We start from the raw sequence: 16,525 nt of genomic DNA, 5'->3' as shown, positions 1-16,525 counted from the left end.
TTTCAGTCGCTGGATTTAGCCGACGCTGCCGCTGCCGCCGGCTTGGCCTGCGGCCCCGCCGACGGGGGTGACGACCTGGAAACCAGTGTCCGTCTGGACGCCCCACTGACCGAGGTCAGGGTTGAACACGACCGGAAGGGTCACGTTGGTGTTCGGCAGGGTGTAAGTGGCCGGGAGCCCGTAACGAACTGGGTCGTTGTAGTGCCCCGGAGGCGGGAATCCGTTCTGTCCGGGAGGCAGCGGGGTGCCCGGCCCGTAGCAGTTGGCGCCAGGTCCGATGCAGCCGGCCGGCAAGCCCGGCACGCCCTGGCCCGGACCCTGTCCCGGAACATTCGGGCCGGGGATGTTCGGACCGGGGATGTTCGGACCCGGGATGTTCGGACCCGGGATGTTCGGACCGGGAATGTTGGGGCCCGGATCGGCCTGAGCCAGACCCGAACCGATTCCCAGTGCCGCTGACCCGAGGCCGGCGGCCATCGCGGCGGCGGCTGCGAACTTATTGAGCTTCATGCGAACTCCTTGTCTTGCGGTGAGACTGCCACGCGGGCAGCGCAACAGCATTGACGTGTTGTTCAGTTGTTTCCCTCGACCCTCAAGCTGAATTACCCGGCACGGCACGGCGAAAACGTCTTCGGCCGGATTTTTTTCAGCAAGCTCCCAGACAGTTGCCAGCTTCGCCGAACGGCGCAGTAGCTGCCGGCGCGGGGTCAGGCCGCGACCGTTTGCGTCTGGGCAGCAGGTTCCAGCGCCTGGGCCACAATTTCGGCGACATCCGTCATCGGCCGCACGTCGAGCACCGCGAGCACTTCGGCGGGCACGTCATCCAGATCCGGCTCGTTGCGGGCCGGAATGAAAACCGTTGACAGCCCTGCCCGTTGGGCGGCAAGCAGCTTCTGCTTGACACCGCCGATGGGCAACACGCGGCCGTTCAGCGTGACCTCGCCGGTCATGCCGACGTCCGAGCGGACCTGGCGCCCGGTGGCCATCGAGACCAGCGCAGTCACCATGGTGACCCCGGCCGACGGACCGTCTTTGGGCACCGCACCGGCGGGCACGTGCACGTGAATCCGCCGGTCAAGCAGCTTCGGATCCAGGCCCAACGCTTCGGCATGCGAGCGCACGTAGGACAGTGCGATCTGTGCCGACTCCTTCATCACGTCACCCAACTGACCGGTGAGCTGCAATCCGGGCTCGCCGTCGGTCGCTCCGGCTTCGATGTAGAGCACATCGCCGCCCAGGCCGGTGACGGCCAGGCCGGTGGCCACCCCGGGCACCGCCGTGCGCTCGGCAGATTCCGGCGTGAAGCGCGGACGGCCCAGGTAGCCCACCAGATCCGGCTCGTCGACGGTGATCGGCTCACTGTCGGCCGCGAGCTTGGTGGTCACCTTGCGCAACGCCTTGGCCAGCAGCCGTTCGAACTGCCGCACTCCGGGCTCACGGGTGTAGTCGGCTGCGATCTTGCGCAGCGCGGCGTCGGTGACCGTCACCTCGTCGGCGGTCAGCGCCGCACGTTCCCGCTGCCGGGGCAGCAGGTAGTCACGGGCGATGGCGACCTTGTCGTCCTCGGTGTAGCCGTCGATCTGCACCAGCTCCATGCGGTCCAGTAGCGCCGAAGGGATGTTCTCGATCACGTTGGCGGTCGCCAGGAACACCACGTCGGACAGGTCCAGATCGAGGTCCAGGTAGTGGTCGCGGAAGGTGTGATTCTGCGCCGGGTCGAGCACCTCGAGCAGCGCCGCACTCGGGTCGCCGCGGTAGTCGGAGCCGACCTTGTCGATTTCGTCCAGCAACACGACAGGATTCATCGAACCCGCCTCACCGATGGCCCGCACGACGCGGCCGGGCAGTGCGCCCACGTAGGTGCGCCGGTGCCCGCGGATCTCCGCCTCGTCACGCACACCACCGAGGGCGACGCGGACGAACTTGCGGCCCAACGCCCGGGCCACGCTTTCGCCCAGCGAGGTCTTGCCGACCCCGGGGGGACCGGCCAGCACCATTACCGCACCGGAACCGCGGCCGCCGACCAGCTGCAGGCCGCGCTGCGCGCGCCGGGTCCGCACGGCCAGGTATTCGACGATGCGGTCCTTGACGTCGTCCAGCCCGTGGTGATCAGCGTCCAAAATGGCCCGGGCGCCCGCCAGGTCCGTCGAGTCGTCGGTCCGCACGTTCCAGGGCAGGTCGAGCACGGTGTCCAGCCAGGTGCGGATCCAGCCGCTCTCCGGGCTCTGGTCGCTGGCACGTTCCAGCTTGCCGACCTCGCGCAGCGCCGCCTCACGCACCTTCTCGGGCAGCTCGGCAGCCTCCACGCGGGCCCGGTAGTCATCAGATCCGTCGGGTCCCTCCTCGCCGAGTTCCTTGCGGATGGCGGCCAGCTGTTGGCGCAGCAGGAACTCCTTCTGCGTCTTCTCCATGCCTTCCCGGACGTCCTCGGCGATCTTGTCGTTCACCTCGGTCTCGGCCAGGTGCTCGCCGGTCCAGTCGATCAGCACACGCAGCCGCTCGGCCACGTCCACGGTCTCCAGCAACTGCCGCTTCTGCACGTCGCTGAGGTACGAGGCGTACCCGGCCGTGTCGGCCAGCGCCGACGGGTCGGTCAGGCTGTTGACGTAGTCGACGATCTGCCAGGCCTCGCGACGCTGCAGGATGGCCAGCAACACCTTCTTGTATTCCGCGGCCAGTGCTTTGCTCTCGTCGGTCGCTTCGGTCTCGGCGACCTCGGTCACCTCCACCCACAGCGCGGCGCCGGGTCCGGAGGCTCCGGCCCCGATCTGGGCGCGGGTCTCACCCCGCACGACGGCGGCACTGGCGCCCCCGGGCACGCGCCCCACCTGCAAGATCTTCGCGATCACACCGTGTGACGGATAGCGGTCATCGAGACGGGGCGCAATCAGCAACTGCCCCGAATCACTTGCCCGCGCAGCGTCGATTGCCGCCCGCGCGGCGTCGTCCAGTGCGATCGGCACCACCATTCCGGGCAAGACGATGGTGTCGGTGACGAACAGCACGGGAACCGATGTGGCTTCAGCCATCAATCCTCCAAAAGTTGAGTCTGCTTCGCTAAACCCAGCTGGGTCCGGATTTGTTCCGACTCGCCAGCCGTCCCGCGCGATAATCGGGTGGTGCCGCTCACACCCGACCCCGAAATCCTGGCATCGGCAGCGAAACAGCTCGGCCCGACGGCTGCGGTCACCTTCCTGGTCGACGACGACGCTGTGACATATTCCGTCGCCGAAGAGACCATCGGCGTCGCCGCGGCACCGGCCGACAGCCCCGTCGTGGTTCGCCTGTCCCGGCAGGCCTGGGCCGACCTGGTGGGGCAGGTCCGCACCGCCATCAACCTGCTGCTGAGCAACGAACTCGCTTTCGAGCGAGGAGGATTCGAGCAGCTTGCGGACTGGGACCCGATCCTGCGATACCTGCATGCCGGTGTGCCGCCGTACGACCCGGCCCGCGCCGATTTCCACGGCCGCGACCCGGCCGCCACCTTCACCCTCGACGCCGAAGACGCCGAACTGGCGGCCCAGCTGCAAACGATGGGTTTTCTGCATGTCGCTTCGGTTTTCAGTGCCGACGAGATGCGGGAGGCCAACCGCGAGATCGACCGGCTGGCAGCGCGAGCCCGCCCCGGTGATGACGAATCCTGGTGGGTCAGCGCCGAAGACGGAGCGAGGGCGCTGTGCCGGTTGGTGTACGCCACCTTGCGCTCGCCGGTTCTTGCCGCGCTGGAAGGTGATCCACGGGTACGCAGGCTCGGCACTCTGATCGACCCTGAATTGCGGGCGGCTCCCGACCGGATGGAGGGCAGCGCGGTGTTGCTCAAAGTGCCGGGAAAGACCAGCGGGCTGTCGAACATTCCCTGGCACCAGGACTGCGGCATGGGCGGCCACGCGATCATGTGCCCTGCCGTCAGCGTCGGCATCCAGCTCACCGGGTCGGACGCCGCCTCGGGCAACCTGTGGGTCGTGCCCGGCAGCCACGGTCAGGCCATCCACTACCGCTGGGAACAGCGGCTGGCAAAAGTTCCGGTCGTCAGCGTCGACACCGCGCCCGGCGACGTCACCGTGCACGTGCAGGATCTGATGCACGCCTCACCCGGGCCGACCGGCGCGGGCGGCCGGCGCACCATGTACATCACCCACTACCCGCCGGCTCTGTTCGACTACGTCGGACCGGGTCAGGCGTTCAACGACCTGGTGCGCAACCGGGTTATCACGGCCCCAGCCGCCGCAGTTGAGTGACGTGACTGGGCGAAAGTTCTTGCAGGCAGCTCACTCCAAGTAGTGCCATGGTGCGGATGACGCCACTGTGCAGGATCTCGACCGCCCGCCGGACACCGGCCTCACCGCCGGCCATCAGCCCGTAGAGGTAGGCCCGCCCGACCAGCGTGCAGCGCGCGCCCAGGGCGATGGCCGCGACGATGTCGGCGCCGGACATGATGCCCGTGTCCATCAGAATCTCGGTGTCACCGCCCAATTCGCGAGCCACCAGAGGCAGCAGATGAAACGGCACCGGCGCCCGATCAAGTTGGCGCCCGCCATGATTGGACAACACGATCCCGTCCACGCCGCGCTCGACCACGGCTCGGGCGTCCTCGAGGGTCTGAATCCCTTTGACGACAAGCTTGCCGGGCCACTTCGACTTGATCCAGGCCAGGTCCTCGAAGGTGACGCTGGGGTCGAACATGGTGTTCAGGTATTCCCCGACGGTGCCCGACCAGCGATCCAGGGACGCGAACGACAGTGGCTCGGTGGTCAACAGGTCGAACCACCAACGCGGATGAGGCACCGCGTCGAGCACCGTGCGCAACGTCAGCGCCGGCGGTATGGACATCCCGTTACGCACATCACGGAGCCGCGCCCCGGCGACCGGAACGTCGACGGTCACCAGCATGGTGTCGAAACCCGCATCGGCCGCCCGGCGCACCAACTCCATGGACCGCTCGCGATCGCGCCACATGTACAGCTGAAACCACTTGCGGCCCTGTGGCGCAGCGGCCACCAGGTCTTCGATCGCGGTGGTGCCCAGCGTGGACAGCGAAAACGGGATGCCGGCGGACGCAGCGGCGCGCGCACCGGCGATCTCGCCCTCGGTGTGCATCAAGCGGGTGAATCCGGTCGGCGCGATCGCGAACGGCAGAGCCACCGGACGGCCCAGGACGTCCCAGCCGGCGCTCACGTGGGTGACGTCACGCAAGATGGTCGGATGAAATTCAATGTCGCGGAACGCTTGTCGGGCCCGCCCAAGCGACAGCTCGTCCTCCGCGGCCCCGTCGGTGTAGTCGAACGCCGCCCTCGGGGTGCGCCGCTTGGCGATCCGGCGCAGGTCCTCAATGGTCAGCGCGGCATCCAGGCGACGGGTGGTGCGGTCGAGCTGCGGTTTCTTGAACTGCAGCAGCGGAGCGAGGTCTCGAATTCTGGGCACCTGCCGCTTGACCGCCATCAACTCATCTAACCAGTGTGCGACCGTGGAGAGATGTTCGATTTACAGCGCTTTGTGGATGCGCAGGCCCGGGTCTATGACAGTGTGCTCGCCGAACTGCGGGCGGGACGCAAACGCAGCCACTGGATGTGGTTCGTGTTCCCGCAGATTCGCGGGCTGGGCAGCAGCCCCACCGCGCAGCACTACGGGATCGCCTCGCTGGACGAAGCCCGCGCCTACCTGGACCACCCGGTGCTGGGGCCGCGACTGCGCGAATGTGTCGCCCTGGTCAACGCGATCCAAGGCCGCTCGGCCGAGCAGATTTTCGGCCGGCCCGATGACCTCAAGCTGCGTTCCTCGGTGACGCTGTTCGCCCGGGCCTCCGACGACAACCAGGATTTCTTGGCGTTGCTCGACAAGTATTACGGTGGAGAGCCGGATCCGCTGACGGTGGAGCTGCTGGGTTAGGGGCCCGAGTCAGGGACAAGTATCCGCCAGCCGTGCGGTTCGATCTCCAGGTTGTCGACGACCTCCTCGGGCGGGGCGGTCGAGCCGGCGACCAGCCGGGCCTGCGCCCTGCCCAGCTTCGGCAACGACAATCGCAGCGGCTCGTCGTCGTTATTCAGCGCGACCAGCAGTGCATCCTGGCCATTGCGGGTCTCGTAGACATAGTGCGCGTTTTCCAACAGCACAGCGCTGGTCGTCGCGCGGTGCAGCCAGGGATGGCGGCGGCGCAACCCGACCAGGTACTGGTGCAGCGCCCAGACTTCGGCCCCGGATTCATCCAAGGGGATTGGGGGAGAGGGGAACTCGGGACGGACCGCGTCATCGCCGCCATACCGTTCTTCTTTGACGCCCCGGAAGCCGAACTCGTCACCGGCGTAGATGCTGGGCACACCGCCGATCGTCAGAAGGATCACCAGGGCGTGGGCCGGGTGGGCGGGGTGATCGAGTCGGCTGGCGATGCGGGTGACGTCGTGATTACCGATGAACGTCTGCGGCACAAAGGTTTCCAAGAAAGCGTTGTGCCGCTGCAGCGCCCAGTCCAGTTCGAAGAAATTGCCGTCGTTGAGGCTGCTCCAGATGGCCTTCCACAACTCGTACTGGGTGGCCGAGTCGAATCGCGCCGCTTCGACGACCGCGGCGTAGTCGCCGTGGATCAACTCGCCGACGAACCACGCGCCGGGGTGGCGGTCACGGACCCTGGGCAGTACCTCGGCCCAGAACCGTTGCGGCACGGTATAAGCCGCATCAAGGCGCCAACCGTCGGCACCCCGTTCCAGCCAGTGCGACATCACGTCCACGACGTAGTCGGCCACCGGGGGGTGCCGGTGGTTCAGGGCGATCAACTCGTCGTGGCCCTCGAAATTGCGGCCGCTGAACCACTCCGATGAGGCGGGGTCGCCGCGACGCGGGAAGTCCACGCCCACATGATTGAAGACGCCGTCCAGCAGTACCCGCAGCCCCCGTTGCCGCGCCTGCTCGACGAGGTGGTCGAAGTCGTCGTCGTCACCGAGGCGCGGATCGATGCGGAAGTGATCGGTGGTGTCGTAGCCGTGCGTGCGCGAGTCGAAGATCGGCCCCAGCGCGACGCCGGAGGCGCCCAGCGCTATGGCGTGGTCGAACCAGTCGACAAGCCGGCGCAACCGGTGATCCCCCGGGCCCGGCGGAGTTTCCGAAGGGAAAGCACCGACAAAACCCAGGGGATATACCTGCCACCAGATCGAATGCTCGATCCAGGCAGGTCCGGTCACAGGTGTGCTCAGCCGACGGCCGCCAATGTCTCAGCAGCGCTGATTGCCTGTGCCACACCGGAAACGATAGCCGCCACCTTGAGCGCCTCGAGAATGGCCTCCCGGCTCACTCCGGCCTCACGCAATGTGTGTTCGTGGGCCACCACGCAGTGACCGCACCCGTTGACCGACGACACAGCGAAGCTCCAGAGCTCGAAGTTCGCTTTGTCCACACCGGGATTGGCGATGATGTTCATCCGCAACCCGGCCCGCAGGTCGTCGTACGCGCCTTCCAGGAAGCCGCGACCGCGGTAGAACACGTTGTTCATCCCCGTGATGGACGCGGCCCCCAGCGCGGCGTTGTAGGCCTGCTCGGAGAGCGTGTCGGCCGCTTCGGCGCCGATCTCGCCCAGCACCTGGGCGTTGCGGGTCGCCGCGGCACTGGCCAGCAGGGTGCCCCACAACTGTTCTTCGTTCAGCGCCGTGCTGCGGGTGATGGTGCCAAGGTTGAGCTTGAGGTCCTTGGCGTACTCGGGCAGGGCGGCCTTGAGGTTTTCCACACTCATCGTTCCTCCTTCGCGGGCTTGTTACGCCTTGTTAGGCCTTGTTAGGCCTTGTTAGGCCGATGCCTTTAGCAGTTCGCCGGCGTTGATCGTCGGGTCACCCTTGCGCCAGTTGCACGCGCACAACTCGTCGGATTGCAGGGCGTCGAGCACCCGCAGTACCTCGTCGACGTTACGCCCGACGGAACCGGCGGTCGCAGAGACGAATTGGATTTCGTTGTTCGGATCAACGATGAAGGTGACCCGGTCGGCAACCCCGTCGGCGTTGAGCACCCCGGTGGCCTGCGACAGTTCTCGCTTGATGTCCGACAACATGGGGAAGGGCAGCTTCTTCAGATCCTCGTGCTGCGCCCGCCACTGGAAGTGAACGAACTCGCTGTCGATCGAGACGCCCAGCACCTGCGTGTCGCGGTCTTCGAACTCGTCGTTCAGCTTGCCGAAAGCCGCGATCTCGGTGGGACATACGAAGGTGAAGTCCTTTGGCCAGAAGAACACCACCCGCCACTTACCGGGGTGGTCGTCGCTGGAAATGGTGGTGAAGTAGTCACCGGGTTGCTGTGCGTCGACCGTGGACAGGTCGCCGCCGATCAGGGCGGTCAGCTGGTATGCCGGGAATTGCTGGCCGATCGTTAACAGAGACATAGCGCTCCTTATCTGGATTCATTCAAGATTATTGGGTTCTGCCACCATGTTGCCCGCGGTCGGCTGTGAAGTAAAGGTGATTTGTCGCACTACACTGATCGGTATGCCCGATAAGAGTTCCCAACCCACCCTGGCCGGGCTGCGCGCCTTCGCAGCGGTAGCGCAGAAGCAGCACTTTGGAAGCGCCGCAACGCTTCTCGGTGTCAGCCAATCGACGCTGTCGCAGGCTCTGGCGACCCTGGAAACCGGGCTGGGCGCGACGCTCGTCGAGCGCTCCACCCGACGGGTCCGGATCACGGCCGAAGGCACACGGTTGCTGCCGCTGGCTCAAGCCGTCGTCGATGCGGCGGAGGCCTTCACCACCGCCGCCGCCGGTGCCGGCGATCCGCTGGCCGGCACGATCCGGCTGGGATTGATTCCGACCGTGGCGCCTTACGTGCTGCCGGCCGTTCTGACCGGGCTGCCCCGTCGCCTACCCGACCTGACGCTGCGGGTCGTCGAGGACAAGACCGAGCGTCTGCTGGACCTGCTGCGCGACGGCGCGCTGGACGCCGCGATGATCGCGCTGCCGGCCGATGCTGCGGGCCTGGCCGCGATAGCGATGTACGAGGAGGATTTCGTGCTGGCGCTGCCGCCCGGACATCGGCTGTCGGGAAAGCAGCGGGTATCGCCGGCGGTGCTGGCGGAGTTGCCGCTGCTGCTGCTCGACGAGGGGCACTGCCTGCGCGACCAGGCGCTGGACGCCTGCCGGGAGGCCGGGGTGCGCGCCGAGCCGGCCGACACACGGGCGGCGTCCCTGGCGACCGCGGTGCAGTGCGTCGCCGGGGGATTGGGCGTCACGTTGATCCCGCAGACCGCCGTCGCGGTCGAAACCGCGCGCAGCAGCGTCGGCCTGGCCCGATTCGCCGCACCGCGCCCGCACCGCCGGATCGGTCTGGTGTTTCGTTCCTCGTCCGGCCGGGCGGAGCCGTACCGGCGACTGGCCGGGATCGTCGCCGAACTGATCGGGGGTTAGGTTCGCCTGATGGAAAAGGTGATCGCTGTGCTGCGAGGGGCCGAGTTCGGCGACGACTGGTGTGCCCGGCAGCGCGGCCCGGTGGCCGACGAGCTGTCGGCGCTGGGCCTGCCCGGATTGACCGTCAACGTCCGGGACAGCGCGGTGCGCGATTCGCTGATGACGCTGACGACCCTGGATCCGCCGGCCGCCGCGGTGGTGAGCGTATGGACCCAGCAGTGCTACGGGGAGCAGATGACGGCCGCGCTGCGCCTGCTGGCGGCCGAATGCGACCAACTCGCCGCTTACCTGGTCACCGAGTCGGTCCCGCTGCCGGGACCGCGTCCCGAAGCAGGCTCTCGCACAACGGGTTTGGCCAATATCGCGCTGCTGAGACGACCCGCGGAGCTGGACCAGGCGACTTGGCTTGATCGCTGGCAGCTCAATCACACTCAGGTGGCCATCGAGACGCAGTCCACCTTCGGTTACACGCAGAACTGGGTGGTGCGAGCCCTCACTCCGGACGCGCCGGGAATCTCGGCCATCGTCGAAGAGTTGTTCCCGTTGGAGGCGGTGACCGACCTCAAGGCATTCTTCGGCGCCGCCGACGACGCCGACCTGCAGGACCGGGTGGGCCGAATGGTGGCCAGCACGTCCGCCTTCGGCGCCAACCAGAACATCGACACGGTGCCCACCAGCCGTTATGTGATCAGGACACCCTTCCGGGACGAGTGAAGGAAGCGCAGATGACAACTCTCGACGATGCGGTGGCACTGGCAGCGTCCGAAAGCGGACTCGCGGTGGTCTCCACGGTCCGGGCCGACGGTAGCGTGCAGGCGTCGTTGGTGAACGTCGGCCTGCTGGCGCACCCCGCCGGGGGAGAACCGGTACTGGGCTTCACCACCTACGGCAAGGTGAAGCTCGCCAACCTGCGGGCCAGGCCACAGCTGGCGGTGACCTTTCGCAACGGCTGGCAATGGGCCACCGTGGAAGGGCGCGCTGAGCTGGCTGGTCCCGACGACGCAGCGACCTGGCTGGACGGTCCGGACCAGTTGCGGCTGTTGCTGCGCGACGTGTTCACCGCTGCCGGTGGCACGCACGACAACTGGGACGAGTACGACCGGGTGATGGCCCACGAGCGGCGCGCGGTGGTACTGATCGCGCCGACCCGCGTGTACAGCAACGGATAGGCTTCGTATTCGTGGCGCTGCTGATCGAAGACGAGAACCGGGTTCGCACTCTCACCTTGAACCGGCCCGAAGCGCTCAACGCGTTCAACGAAGCGCTCTACGACGCCACCACCCAGGCGCTGCTGGATGCCGCCGAGGATCCCGAGGTCGCGGTCGTCCTGCTGACCGGCGCGGGCCGGGCCTTCAGCGCCGGCACCGACCTGGCCGACATGCAGGCGATGATCTCCGACCCCGACTTCACGCCCGGCAAATACGGTTTCCGCGGATTGATCGAGGCGCTGAGCGCCTTCCCCAAACCGCTGATCTGTGCGGTCAACGGCCTCGGGCTGGGCATCGGGACCACCATTCTCGGCTACGCCGATCTGGCTTTCATGTCGACCACGGCACGCTTGAAGTGCCCCTTCACCAGCCTGGGCGTGGCCCCTGAGGCGGCGTCCTCGTACCTCTTGCCGCAGCTGGTGGGTCGCCAGAACGCTGCCTGGTTGCTGATGTCCTCGGAGTGGGTGGACGCCCACGAGGCATTGCGGATGGGACTGGTGTGGCGGATCTGTGAGCCGGACGAACTCATGCCCGAGGCGCGGCGGCATGCGGACATCCTTGCCGCCCGGCCTATTTCGAGCCTCATGGCGGTCAAGCACACGATGGTCGAACCGATCCGGCCGGAGATCGCAGCCGCGACGGCCCGGGAAAACGCGCACTTCGCCGAGCTCATGGGCGCGCAGGCCAATGCCGCGGCGTTAGCGGATTTCGGTAACCGCCGGCGCTAGGCGGACGATGCGGGCTGAAGTTCAGCCTGGTCCATGCGGGCAGCGGAGATGATCGCCCGCAGCGTGCGGCGGCAGCGCCCGCAGTCGCCACCGGCGCCGCACAGAGCGGCTACTTCCTTGGATGTCGACGCGCCGCGGGCGACGGCGTCACACACCGTCTGATTGGTGGCTCCAACGCACAGGCACACGTACATCAGCACACTCCACCCGCGGATGCAGGAAGCGCGTACTGTGTGGTCATATTAGTGGAGTCTAACCTAAGTCGGTTAGCAGAGTCTAACCTAAGTAAAAACGGGTGATCACGATTGCGCCGCGGCCAGACGCGCCGATGGCGCAATTAAGCGTGGGCTCAGTCGCCTCGGCTGCACTAGATTGAAACCGGCACTCAACCGTGCCGCTCTACCCGCCAGGCGCGCTACAGCCCAGCCCGCCTTGCGGATCGACTGACAGCCTTCACACCGTAGGAGTGATCATGCAAGGCGATCCAGACGTCTTACGTCTACTCAACGAGCAGTTGACCAGCGAACTGACCGCCATCAACCAGTATTTTCTGCACGCGAAGATGCAGGAGAACTGGGGCTTCACCGAACTGGCGCAGCACACCCGGGCGGAATCGTTCGACGAAATGCGGCACGCCGAAGAGATCACCGATCGCATTTTGCTGCTTGACGGCCTGCCCAACTATCAGCGCATCGGCTCATTGCGCGTCGGCCAGACATTGCGGGAGCAATTCGAGGCCGATATGGCGATCGAAATCGAAGTGCTGAATCGGCTGAAGCCCGGCATCATCATGTGTCGCGAAAAGCAAGACAGCACCAGCGCTCAGCTGCTAGAAAAAATCGTTGCAGACGAGGAACTTCATCTCGACTACCTTCAAACGCAGCTGGAATTGATGGACAAACTCGGAGAGGCGCTGTACTCGGCACAGTGCGTCTCCCGGCCACCAACTTAATCCGGGGCCACGCGCGGGCTCCGACCTCGACGGGAGTCAACGATGACGAGCCCGACCGCACCGGCGACCGCCTCCGCCGGCACCCCATCTCCCTGCGCTTCGATCGGTCCGCAACGCCGCAATGTCATATTCGCGGGGCTGATGCTCGCCGTGCTCGTCGCCGCGATGAACCAGACCGTGGTGGTACCCGCACTACCGACCATCGTCGATGACCTGGGCGACTCCATCCACCAGTCCTGGGTGGTGTCCGCCTACCTGCTCGGCGGAATCGTCGTCATTCCGGTGGCGGGCAAGCTGGGTGACCTGCTGGGCCGCAAGCTGGTGCTGCATAGTTCCATCGCGCTGTTCCTGGCCGGCTCGGTGCTGTGCGGGGTCTCGGACTCGATGGCCATGCTGTCGGTCTCCCGCGCGCTGCAGGGCATCGGCGCCGGTGCGATTTCAGTCACCGCGGCAGCCTTGATCGGCGAGGTCTTTCCGCTCCGCGACCGGGGCCGCTATCAGGGCATCCTGGGCGCGGTGTTCGGAGTCACCACGGTGGCCGGCCCACTGTTCGGGGGCATCTTCACCGACTATCTGAGCTGGCGATGGGCGTTCTGGATCAATGCGCCGGTCGCGGTAGGGATTATCGCGCTCACCGCGGCCGCCATCCCCGCGTTGCCCCGCCGCCCCAGGCCGGCCATTGACTACCTCGGCATAGTGCTGATCGCCGTGGCGATGACGTCGCTGATCATGGCCACCAGTTGGGGCGGTACGCACTATCCCTGGGCCTCGGCGCCGATCATCGGGCTGTTTGCCGGTGCGGCGGTGACGCTGAGCGCCTTCGTGTGGGTGGAGAGCCGGGCGGCTGCCGGCATCCTGCCGCCGCGACTGTTTCGCAGCCCCGTTTTCGCGGTCTGCTCCGTCCTGTCGTTGCTCGTCGGTTTCGCCATGCTGGGCGCGCTCACCTTCGTGCCCATGTACCTGCGCTACGTCAACGGCGTTTCGGCGACCACGTCGGGGCTGCGGACGCTGCCGATGGTCCTCGGCCTGCTGACCACGTCGGTGGCCGCGGGCATCCTGGTCGGCCGGACGGGCCGGTACAAGATCTTCCCGCTGGCCGGTACCGCGTTGATGGCAGTCGGGTTCCTGCTGATGGCACGGATGGACGAAGCGACGCCGTGGCCCGCCCAGGCGTTCTATCTGGTCATCCTCGGAGCCGGCATCGGATTCGCCATGCAGGTGCTGATTCTGATCGTCCAGAACACCTCGCCTTTCGAGGACCTGGGCGTGGCCACCTCGGGGGTCACCTTCTTCCGCGTGGTCGGCGGTTCTTTCGGCGCGGCGATATTCGGCGCATTATTCGCGAACTTCCTCAGCCGGCGAATTGGTGCGGCCTTGAACACCGCCGGTGTGTCCGCTGCGGCCGCGCATTCTCCGGGCGCCTTGCACCGGCTCCCGCACAATGTGGCCGCTCCGATCGTACGGGCCTATGCCGGCTCGCTGACGCAGGTTTTTCTTTGCGCGGCCTTTATCGCGCTGGTCGGGTTCATCTTTGCGCTGTTCCTGAGCGAAGGTCCGCTCAACGAAATTCACGACAGCCCCGGTTGCCTGGGGGACGGCTTTGCGGTGCCAAGGACCAAATCGCCCGAGGATGTCCTGGAAATTGCGGTGGGACACCTGCTGGCCGAAGCGCCCGCGGTACGACTGGACGACATTGCCGAACAACCTGATTGCGAGCTCGACGTGGCCGGGTTGTGGGGTGTGCTGCGGATCTATCAGTACCAGCGGTTCTTCGAAGCCGCGCGGCTCAGTGACATCGCCGGTCATCTGCACGTGCCCCCCGCGGTCCTCGAACCGGTCTTCGACCGCCTGCTCGAGGACGGGTTCGTCCTGCGCGACGGCGACACCCTGTCGCTCACTCCGGCCGGGCAACGCCAGGTCGACTCGCTGTCAGCGATGATCCGCCGATGGCTGACCGACCGGTTGGCGTTGTCGGCCGACTTCGCCGAACAGCCGGGTAACGACGAATTCGAGGCCGCCCTGCAGCGAATCACCGATGGTGTGCTGGTGCAACGCGACTGGTATCAGGACCTGGACGACCTGGCAGAGCCGCGCGCGCTCGCCGGTTAGGACGACTCGATCGGGGGCATCCAGGTGTGCGCTTGCGCCTGCGTGCCGACCGAAAGACGGGAATGACGACCACCACAGTTGACGCGCCTGCCGATACCGGGCCTGGCAGCGCGCCACTCACTCCCCAGCGACGCAACTTGATCTTCGTCGCGATCGTGCTCGGAATGCTGCTCGCGGCGCTCGACCAGACCATCGTCGCAACCGCGCTGCCCACGATCGTCGCCGACCTCGGCGACGCCGGACGGCAGTCGTGGGTGGTCACCAGTTATCTGCTGGCCTCGACGATCGTCACCGCACTGGTGGGCAAATTGGGCGACCTGTACGGCCGCAAACGGGTCTTCCAGGCCGCCGTGCTGTTCTTCGTGGCCGGATCGGTGCTGTGCGGGCTGGCGCAGTCGATGACCATGCTGGTGGGATCGCGAGCCCTGCAGGGCATCGGCGGCGGCGCCATCACCGTCACCGCCAGTGCGCTGATCGGTGAAGTGGTGCCGCTACGCGAGCGGGGCCGATATCAGGGAATTCTGGGCGCCGTGTTCGGCGTCACCACGGTCGTCGGCCCGTTGCTCGGGGGCTACTTCACCGACTACCTGACCTGGCGGTGGGCGTTCTGGATCAACCTGCCGGTCTCGCTGGTGGTGATCTGCGTGGCGGCCGCCGCGATTCCGGCGCTCACCACCGCGGCCAAACCCGTGGTGGACTACGCCGGGATCGTATTCATCGGCCTGAGCGCCGCCGGCCTGACCTTGGCCACCAGTTGGGGAGGCACCGTCTACGCCTGGGGGTCGCCGACCATCATCGGGTTGTTCGCCGGCGCCGCGGTCACCCTGGGCGTGTTCGTCTGGGTGGAAAACCGGGCAACCGCACCGATTCTGCCGATCCGGCTGTTCGCCAGTCCGGTGTTCACCGTGTGCTGTGTGCTGTCCTTCGTCGTCGGGTTCGCGATGCTGGGCGCGATGACGTTCCTGCCGACCTTTATGCAGTACGTCAACGGTGTCTCGGCCACCACGTCGGGCCTGCGCACGCTGCCGATGGTGGCCGGCATGTTGATCACCTCGACCGGCAGCGGCAGCATCGTCGGCCGCACCGGGCGCTACAAGATCTTCCCGGTGGCCGGCACCGCGCTGATGACTCTGGCTTTCCTGCTGATGTCCACCATGGACCGCTCGACGTCGGCGCTGCTGCAATCGCTTTATCTGTTCATCCTCGGCGCCGGCATCGGACTGTCGATGCAGGTGCTGGTGCTCATCGTGCAGAACACGTCCGATTTCGAGGACCTGGGTGTGGCCACCTCCGGGGTGAGTTTCTTCCGCACCATCGGCAGTTCGTTCGGGGCGGCCATTTTCGGTTCACTGTTCGTCAACTTCCTCAGCTCGCGGCTGGCCGCAGCCCTCGCGGCCAGTGGCGCACCCCGGGACGCGGTGAGTTCGCCGGCCGCACTGCACCGCCAACCGCCCGCCGTGGCCACCCCGATCGTGCATGCCTACGCGGAGTCGTTGTCCCAGGTCTTCCTGTGCGCGGCGCCGGTCGCGGCGGCCGGTTTCGTGCTGGCGCTGTTCCTGCGCGAGGTGCCGTTGCGCGACATCCACAACAGCGCGGTCGACCTCGGTGACGGGTTCGGAATGCCGACCACCGATACGCCGGAACGCTTGCTGGAGAACGCGATTGCGCGGATGCTGCGCGGCGAGCCGGGCGTGCGGCTGCGCAGCATCGCGCTGCGGCCCGATTGCCGGCTCGACGTCGCCGCGCTGTGGGCGCTGCTGCGGGTGAACCGCTACATGCAGTTCTTCGGAACCGCGCGGCTCACCGACATCGGCGACAATCTGCGGATACCGTTCGAGGTACTGGAACCCACGTTCAACCGGCTGGTGGCCGCGGGCTATGTGACCCGCGACGGCGACCGGTTGTGGCTCACTCCCGCGGGCTCCGAACAGGTCCAGTACGTGTATTCGCTGCTGCTGGCCTGGATCACCGACAAGCTGTCCCGATCACCCGGATTCGCGGTCCGCCCCGACCGCGCACAGGTCGAGGCCGCCCTCGGCCGGGTCGCGTATCGCGTTATCGCGCAACGAGATTGGAATGAGGACACCGCAACGGAGGCTATTGCGAGTCGGTGACCCGACCGCACCGTGCATCCCGCCCCGGCCCGCTGCTCAGCAG

The 16,525-nt window shown here is 66.7% G+C and carries 16 protein-coding genes; 9 read left to right on the top strand and 7 right to left on the bottom strand.

The features are described from left to right. Positions 1 to 15: 15 nt before the first annotated feature. Positions 16 to 510: a hypothetical protein gene (locus AWC08_RS37335; protein ID WP_174900757.1), complete on the bottom strand. Its 495-nt coding sequence runs from the start codon at positions 508 to 510 to the stop codon at positions 16 to 18. A gap of 197 nt (positions 511 to 707) precedes the next feature. Continuing rightward, positions 708 to 3,029: an endopeptidase La gene (gene lon / locus AWC08_RS05625; protein WP_069435471.1), complete on the bottom strand. Its 2,322-nt coding sequence runs from the start codon at positions 3,027 to 3,029 to the stop codon at positions 708 to 710. Between the two features lie 90 nt (positions 3,030 to 3,119). Here lon and AWC08_RS05620 point away from each other — a divergent pair, with 90 nt between their 5' ends. Further along, a complete protein-coding gene (locus tag AWC08_RS05620) occupies positions 3,120 to 4,238 on the top strand; it encodes a phytanoyl-CoA dioxygenase family protein (RefSeq protein WP_142283424.1) in 1,119 nt (372 codons plus the stop codon). Here AWC08_RS05620 and AWC08_RS05615 read toward each other — a convergent pair. Beyond that, the gene (locus tag AWC08_RS05615; RefSeq protein ID WP_085087502.1) at positions 4,210 to 5,439 is read right to left on the bottom strand and encodes an alpha-hydroxy acid oxidase; all 1,230 of its coding nucleotides are present in this window, start codon (positions 5,437 to 5,439) and stop codon (positions 4,210 to 4,212) included. The genes AWC08_RS05620 and AWC08_RS05615 overlap by 29 nt on opposite strands. Positions 5,440 to 5,472: 33 nt before the next feature. Between AWC08_RS05615 and AWC08_RS05610 the strand changes: the two genes are divergently transcribed. Continuing rightward, entirely contained in the window at positions 5,473 to 5,886 is a 414-nt protein-coding gene (locus AWC08_RS05610; RefSeq protein ID WP_065135933.1) for a DUF1810 domain-containing protein, read from the top strand. On the opposite strand, the gene AWC08_RS05605 is transcribed toward AWC08_RS05610, so the two are convergent. From AWC08_RS05605 to AWC08_RS05595, 3 genes are read right to left on the bottom strand one after another with little or no spacing between them, the layout of a single operon-like run. Further along, complete coding sequence (locus tag AWC08_RS05605) at positions 5,883 to 7,184, bottom strand: alpha-amylase family glycosyl hydrolase (RefSeq protein WP_069435618.1); 1,302 nt, start codon at positions 7,182 to 7,184, stop codon at positions 5,883 to 5,885. The two genes, AWC08_RS05610 and AWC08_RS05605, sit on opposite strands and share 4 nt — an antisense overlap. Beyond that, complete coding sequence (locus AWC08_RS05600) at positions 7,181 to 7,717, bottom strand: alkyl hydroperoxide reductase (protein ID WP_069435617.1); 537 nt, start codon at positions 7,715 to 7,717, stop codon at positions 7,181 to 7,183. Before AWC08_RS05600 ends, AWC08_RS05605 begins: the two co-directional genes overlap by 4 nt. 51 nt (positions 7,718 to 7,768) lie before the next feature. Further along, on the bottom strand, positions 7,769 to 8,356 hold the full coding sequence (locus AWC08_RS05595; RefSeq protein ID WP_065135930.1) for a peroxiredoxin: 588 nt from the start codon (positions 8,354 to 8,356) through the stop codon (positions 7,769 to 7,771). Positions 8,357 to 8,459: 103 nt separating this feature from the next. On the opposite strand from AWC08_RS05595, the gene AWC08_RS05590 reads away from it, so the two are divergent. From AWC08_RS05590 to AWC08_RS05575, 4 genes are read left to right on the top strand one after another with little or no spacing between them, the layout of a single operon-like run. Next, a complete protein-coding gene (locus AWC08_RS05590) occupies positions 8,460 to 9,371 on the top strand; it encodes a hydrogen peroxide-inducible genes activator (protein WP_069433677.1) in 912 nt (303 codons plus the stop codon). A gap of 9 nt (positions 9,372 to 9,380) precedes the next feature. Next, a complete protein-coding gene (locus AWC08_RS05585) occupies positions 9,381 to 10,085 on the top strand; it encodes an EthD domain-containing protein (RefSeq protein WP_069433678.1) in 705 nt (234 codons plus the stop codon). An 11-nt stretch (positions 10,086 to 10,096) separates the two neighbouring features. Then, positions 10,097 to 10,540, top strand: coding sequence for a PPOX class F420-dependent oxidoreductase (locus AWC08_RS05580; protein ID WP_069433699.1), 444 nt, complete (start codon positions 10,097 to 10,099; stop codon positions 10,538 to 10,540). A gap of 11 nt (positions 10,541 to 10,551) precedes the next feature. Continuing rightward, positions 10,552 to 11,307: an enoyl-CoA hydratase/isomerase family protein gene (locus tag AWC08_RS05575; protein ID WP_069433679.1), complete on the top strand. Its 756-nt coding sequence runs from the start codon at positions 10,552 to 10,554 to the stop codon at positions 11,305 to 11,307. Here the strand turns inward: AWC08_RS05575 and AWC08_RS05570 are convergent. Further along, a complete protein-coding gene (locus AWC08_RS05570; protein WP_069433700.1) occupies positions 11,304 to 11,501 on the bottom strand; it encodes a (2Fe-2S)-binding protein in 198 nt (65 codons plus the stop codon). The two genes, AWC08_RS05575 and AWC08_RS05570, sit on opposite strands and share 4 nt — an antisense overlap. 278 nt (positions 11,502 to 11,779) lie before the next feature. On the opposite strand from AWC08_RS05570, the gene bfr reads away from it, so the two are divergent. The 3 genes from bfr (at position 11,780) to AWC08_RS05555 (ending at position 16,482) form a co-directional block, all read left to right on the top strand. Next, positions 11,780 to 12,259, top strand: coding sequence for a bacterioferritin (bfr, locus tag AWC08_RS05565; protein ID WP_065135952.1), 480 nt, complete (start codon positions 11,780 to 11,782; stop codon positions 12,257 to 12,259). Positions 12,260 to 12,301: 42 nt separating this feature from the next. Beyond that, positions 12,302 to 14,368, top strand: a complete 2,067-nt coding sequence (locus AWC08_RS05560; RefSeq protein WP_069433680.1) for an MDR family MFS transporter — start codon at positions 12,302 to 12,304, stop codon at positions 14,366 to 14,368. A gap of 62 nt (positions 14,369 to 14,430) precedes the next feature. After that, on the top strand, positions 14,431 to 16,482 hold the full coding sequence (locus tag AWC08_RS05555) for an MDR family MFS transporter (RefSeq protein WP_069433701.1): 2,052 nt from the start codon (positions 14,431 to 14,433) through the stop codon (positions 16,480 to 16,482). Positions 16,483 to 16,525 lie beyond the last annotated feature (43 nt).

The sequence above is a fragment of the Mycobacterium gordonae genome (genome assembly GCF_002101675.1).
Lineage (GTDB): Bacteria > Actinomycetota > Actinomycetes > Mycobacteriales > Mycobacteriaceae > Mycobacterium > Mycobacterium gordonae.
This window is presented reverse-complemented; position numbering and strand designations above follow the sequence as displayed.

Bases quoted from the DNA above. Each gene is read 5' to 3' on its own strand.
- AWC08_RS37335 (WP_174900757.1), bottom strand. From the start codon at position 510: ATGAAGCTCAATAAGTTCGCAGCCGCCGCCGCGATGGCCGCCGGCCTC.
- lon (WP_069435471.1), bottom strand. From the start codon at position 3,029: ATGGCTGAAGCCACATCGGTTCCCGTGCTGTTCGTCACCGACACCATC.
- AWC08_RS05615 (WP_085087502.1), bottom strand. From the start codon at position 5,439: ATGGCGGTCAAGCGGCAGGTGCCCAGAATTCGAGACCTCGCTCCGCTG.
- AWC08_RS05610 (WP_065135933.1), top strand. From the start codon at position 5,473: ATGTTCGATTTACAGCGCTTTGTGGATGCGCAGGCCCGGGTCTATGAC.
- AWC08_RS05600 (WP_069435617.1), bottom strand. From the start codon at position 7,717: ATGAGTGTGGAAAACCTCAAGGCCGCCCTGCCCGAGTACGCCAAGGAC.
- AWC08_RS05595 (WP_065135930.1), bottom strand. From the start codon at position 8,356: ATGTCTCTGTTAACGATCGGCCAGCAATTCCCGGCATACCAGCTGACC.
- AWC08_RS05590 (WP_069433677.1), top strand. From the start codon at position 8,460: ATGCCCGATAAGAGTTCCCAACCCACCCTGGCCGGGCTGCGCGCCTTC.
- AWC08_RS05585 (WP_069433678.1), top strand. From the start codon at position 9,381: ATGGAAAAGGTGATCGCTGTGCTGCGAGGGGCCGAGTTCGGCGACGAC.
- AWC08_RS05580 (WP_069433699.1), top strand. From the start codon at position 10,097: ATGACAACTCTCGACGATGCGGTGGCACTGGCAGCGTCCGAAAGCGGA.
- AWC08_RS05570 (WP_069433700.1), bottom strand. From the start codon at position 11,501: ATGTACGTGTGCCTGTGCGTTGGAGCCACCAATCAGACGGTGTGTGAC.
- bfr (WP_065135952.1), top strand. From the start codon at position 11,780: ATGCAAGGCGATCCAGACGTCTTACGTCTACTCAACGAGCAGTTGACC.
- AWC08_RS05560 (WP_069433680.1), top strand. From the start codon at position 12,302: ATGACGAGCCCGACCGCACCGGCGACCGCCTCCGCCGGCACCCCATCT.
- AWC08_RS05555 (WP_069433701.1), top strand. From the start codon at position 14,431: ATGACGACCACCACAGTTGACGCGCCTGCCGATACCGGGCCTGGCAGC.